The following is a 3,244-nucleotide window of genomic DNA, read 5'->3' on the forward strand; positions in this document are numbered from 1 at the left end:
AGGACGTCCTCGACGTCGAGGACGTCGACCTGTTCCGCGGCGAGCGCCAGCTGCTCGACCACGCCACCTGGCGCCTCGGCCCCGGCGACCGGGTCGGGATCGTGGGCGTCAACGGTGCCGGCAAGACCTCCGTGCTGTCCCTGCTGTCGGGCGACCTGGCGCCGCGCACGGGCAAGGTGAAGCACGGGCGCACGGTGTCGATGCAGCACCTCACCCAGGCGCTGGACGACATCGACCCCGCGGGACGCGTCCTGCCGACGGTGGAGTCCATCCGCCGTGTGACCAGGACGGCCGACGGCCAGGAGCTGACGGCCACCTCGCTGCTGGAGCGCTTCGGCTTCACCGGCGACCGGCTGACCGCCCGCCTGGGCGACCTGTCCGGCGGCGAGCGCCGGCGCTTCCAGCTGCTCAAGCTGCTGCTGACCGAGCCCAACGTGCTGCTCCTCGACGAGCCGACCAACGACCTCGACATCGAGACCCTCAACGTCCTCGAGGACTTCCTCGACGGCTGGCCGGGCACCCTGGTCGTCGTCTCGCACGACCGGTACTTCCTCGAGCGGGTCACCGACTCGGTCTGGGCGCTGCTGGGCGACGGCAAGATCTCGATGCTGCCCCGTGGCGTCGACGAGTACCTCGAGCGCCGGGCCGCGCGGCGTACGTCGGACGTCGCCGCCGCGAAGGCGTCGGCCACCTCGGTGACGCCCGCGGGCGCCTCGGCCGCGTCCGGAGGCACCCCCAGGTCGCGCTCCGGCAGTGCCGAGGAGCGGGTCGCCCGCAAGGCCCTGGCCCGCATCGACAAGCGGCTCGCGCGGATCGCCGAGCGGGAGACCGTGCTGCACGCCGAGATGGCCGCCCAGCTCACCGACTACGACCTGCTGGCGCGGGTCGGGGCCGAGCTCCATGCCCTGCAGGCCGAGAAGGACGAGCTCGAGATGGAGTGGCTCGAGGTCTCCGAGGCCCTCGAGTAGGCAGGTCTACGCGTCGTCGGGGCTGAACGGCGCCAGCAGCGTGCGCAGCAGCCGGGCCAGGGTGGTCCGCTCCCGCGGCGGAAGGCCGTCCAGCAGTGCGGCCTCGGCGCCGAGCAGGGCTCCGAAGGCGCCGTCGACGGTCGCCTTGCCCTCCGCGGTCAGCCGGACCAGCACGCCGCGTCGGTCGTGCGGGTCGGGCAGCCGCTCGACGAACCCGCGCGAGGCCAGCCGGTCGACCCGGTTGGTCATGGTGCCGCTGGTCACGAGCGTCTCGCGCAGGAGCCGCCCGGGGGAGAGCTCGTACGGCGCCCCGGCCCGCCGGAGCGCGGCGAGCACGTCGAACTCCCACGACTCGATGCCGTGCGTGGTGAAAGCGGCCCGGCGAGCCAGGTCGAGGTGCCGGGAGAGCCGGCTGATGCGGCTGAAGACCTCGACCGGCCCCAGGTCGAGGTCGCTGCGCTCGCGCGCCCACGCCTCCACCAGGGCGTCCACCTCGTCACGCATGGCGGCAGTCTGCCAGATCGGTCGAGAATCTTGACATCAAGACAGTCGGGCAGCGCGATCGTCCGGTCGCGTGCGCTGGCACTGCGACGACGGCCGGCAACCGGGTGGGGCCGATCGAGGTGGCGCCCGGCTGAAGTTACCGCCCGGTAGGGTGTGCCCATGCCCCGCGTCCTCGACCTCTGGAACACGACCGCCAAGCTGCCGCAGGGGCAGCGCATCTTCTCGGCGCTCTTCGCGCAGAAGGCGCCGTACTTCGCGTCGATCCACCCGCGCTTCACCGTGCTGGAGCCCCACCACGCAGAGCTCGTGATCCGCAAGCGCCGGTCGGTGCACAACCACCTCGGAACCGTGCACGCGATCGCGCTGTGCAACGGCCTCGAGGCTGCCATGGGTGCACTCGCCGAGGTGAGCATCCCGGCGCACAAGCGGTGGATCCCGAAGGGGATGGAGGTGGCCTACACGGCCAAGGCGGACTCCGACATCACCTGCATCGCCGAGACCGACCCCGAGCAGTGGACCGGCGACGACCCCCACGTCGGCGTCCGGGTGCGCGGCGTACGCCGGGACGGCACCGTCGTGATCGAGGGCGTCATCCGGCTCCACGTCACCGAGAGGCCGCGGCGGCCGTAGCCCCCACCGGCATCACGGCGGACAGCAGCCTCAGACGATGCCGGTGGTGGCGGTGCTGGGCTGCTCGGCCACGTTGCTGACCTGCAGGATGTCCTTCTCGCCCACGAAGCGCCGCTGTGCCCGGGTGGCGAGGTAGGTGAGGCCGAGGTTGGTGAGGACGTAGAGACCCGAGATCACGATCGTGGTGGGCACGATGTTGTTGAAGCTCAGCGGCAACGACTTGAGGATCTTGGTGAGCCCGACCCCGAAGACGATCAGGATCAGGCTGGTGTCCTTGAGCGCGACCACCATCTGGCTGATGATCGCCGGGATCATGATCTTCACCGCCTGGGGCAGCAGGATCACGTTCATCACCTGGGACTTGCGCATCCCGATCGCGTACGCCGCCTCGGCCTGGCCGCGCGGGACGGCGTTGACGCCGGCGCGGAACACCTCGGCGAGCACCGCGCCGTTGTAGACCGTGAGGGACAGCACGACCGACCAGTACGCGCCGTCCTCGATCGACATGCTGTTGAAGATCGCGTAGAACGAGAAGATCATCAGCATGATGACCGGCACCGCCCGGAAGAACTCCACGACCAGCCAGCTGACCCAGCGCACGGGCTTGCGGTCGGAGAGCTTGCCGACGCCGAACACGAGGCCGAAGACCAGGGCGCCGAGCACGGCCAGGACGGCCATGGTGAGCGTGTCCAGCCAGGCCTCGCCGATCGCGCGCATGATGTTGGGAGTGACGAACGGCTCCCACAGGGCGTACTCGAACTGACCGGCGTCGTAGAGCCGCTTGATCGCGTAGGCGACGAGCGCGACGAGCGCGACGACGGCGACGACCGTGTAGATGCGGTGCCGGGCGACCGTCTTGGGTCCTGGCGCGTCGAAGAGGACTCCTGAAGCCATTACGCGATCCTCCAGCGTCGTTCGAAGGTGGCGGCGACGAGCGAGACGAGCTCGACCAGCACGACGTACCCGATGGCGAAGGCGATGAAGATCCCCCACCGCTCGTCGGCGTTGTTGTTGGTCATGACCTTCATCTGCGCGGTCGCCTCGATCACGCCGAAGACGGCGGCGACCGAGGTGTTCTTCAACAGGGCGATCTGGGCGCTGGCCACCGGCGGCACCGAGGCCCGGATCGCCTGGGGGAGCAC

4 protein-coding genes and 1 pseudogene are annotated in these 3,244 nt (G+C 70.3%); 2 read left to right on the plus strand and 3 right to left on the minus strand.

The annotated features are described in order from the left end of the window. Positions 1-968: ATP-binding cassette domain-containing protein (locus tag ACXJKL_RS17890; protein WP_457208359.1), on the plus strand; the 968-nt coding region annotated here is incomplete at its 5' end. Between the two features lie 6 nt (positions 969-974). Here the strand turns inward: ACXJKL_RS17890 and ACXJKL_RS17895 are convergent. Next, a complete protein-coding gene (locus ACXJKL_RS17895) occupies positions 975-1,472 on the minus strand; it encodes a MarR family winged helix-turn-helix transcriptional regulator (protein ID WP_457208360.1) in 498 nt (165 codons plus the stop codon). 159 nt (positions 1,473-1,631) lie between these two features. Here ACXJKL_RS17895 and ACXJKL_RS17900 point away from each other — a divergent pair, with 159 nt between their 5' ends. Beyond that, positions 1,632-2,102, plus strand: a complete 471-nt coding sequence (locus tag ACXJKL_RS17900) for a hotdog fold domain-containing protein (protein ID WP_457208361.1) — start codon at positions 1,632-1,634, stop codon at positions 2,100-2,102. A 30-nt stretch (positions 2,103-2,132) separates the two neighbouring features. Here the strand turns inward: ACXJKL_RS17900 and ACXJKL_RS17905 are convergent, their stop codons facing one another. Together ACXJKL_RS17905 and ACXJKL_RS17910 are read right to left on the minus strand one after the other, a co-directional pair. Then, positions 2,133-2,996 (minus strand): amino acid ABC transporter permease, encoded by an 864-nt coding sequence (locus ACXJKL_RS17905; protein WP_457208362.1) that lies wholly within the window; start codon positions 2,994-2,996, stop codon positions 2,133-2,135. Further along, a pseudogene (locus tag ACXJKL_RS17910) lies at positions 2,996-3,244 on the minus strand (amino acid ABC transporter permease); the annotation flags it as partial. The pseudogene ACXJKL_RS17910 and the gene ACXJKL_RS17905, both read right to left, overlap by 1 nt.

This window comes from Nocardioides sp. P5_C9_2 (genome assembly GCF_054049555.1).

Excerpts from the sequence above, each read along its gene's own strand:
- ACXJKL_RS17895 (WP_457208360.1), bottom strand. The coding sequence starts at position 1,472 with ATGCGTGACGAGGTGGACGCCCTGGTGGAGGCGTGGGCGCGCGAGCGC.
- ACXJKL_RS17900 (WP_457208361.1), top strand. The coding sequence starts at position 1,632 with ATGCCCCGCGTCCTCGACCTCTGGAACACGACCGCCAAGCTGCCGCAG.
- ACXJKL_RS17905 (WP_457208362.1), bottom strand. The coding sequence starts at position 2,996 with ATGGCTTCAGGAGTCCTCTTCGACGCGCCAGGACCCAAGACGGTCGCC.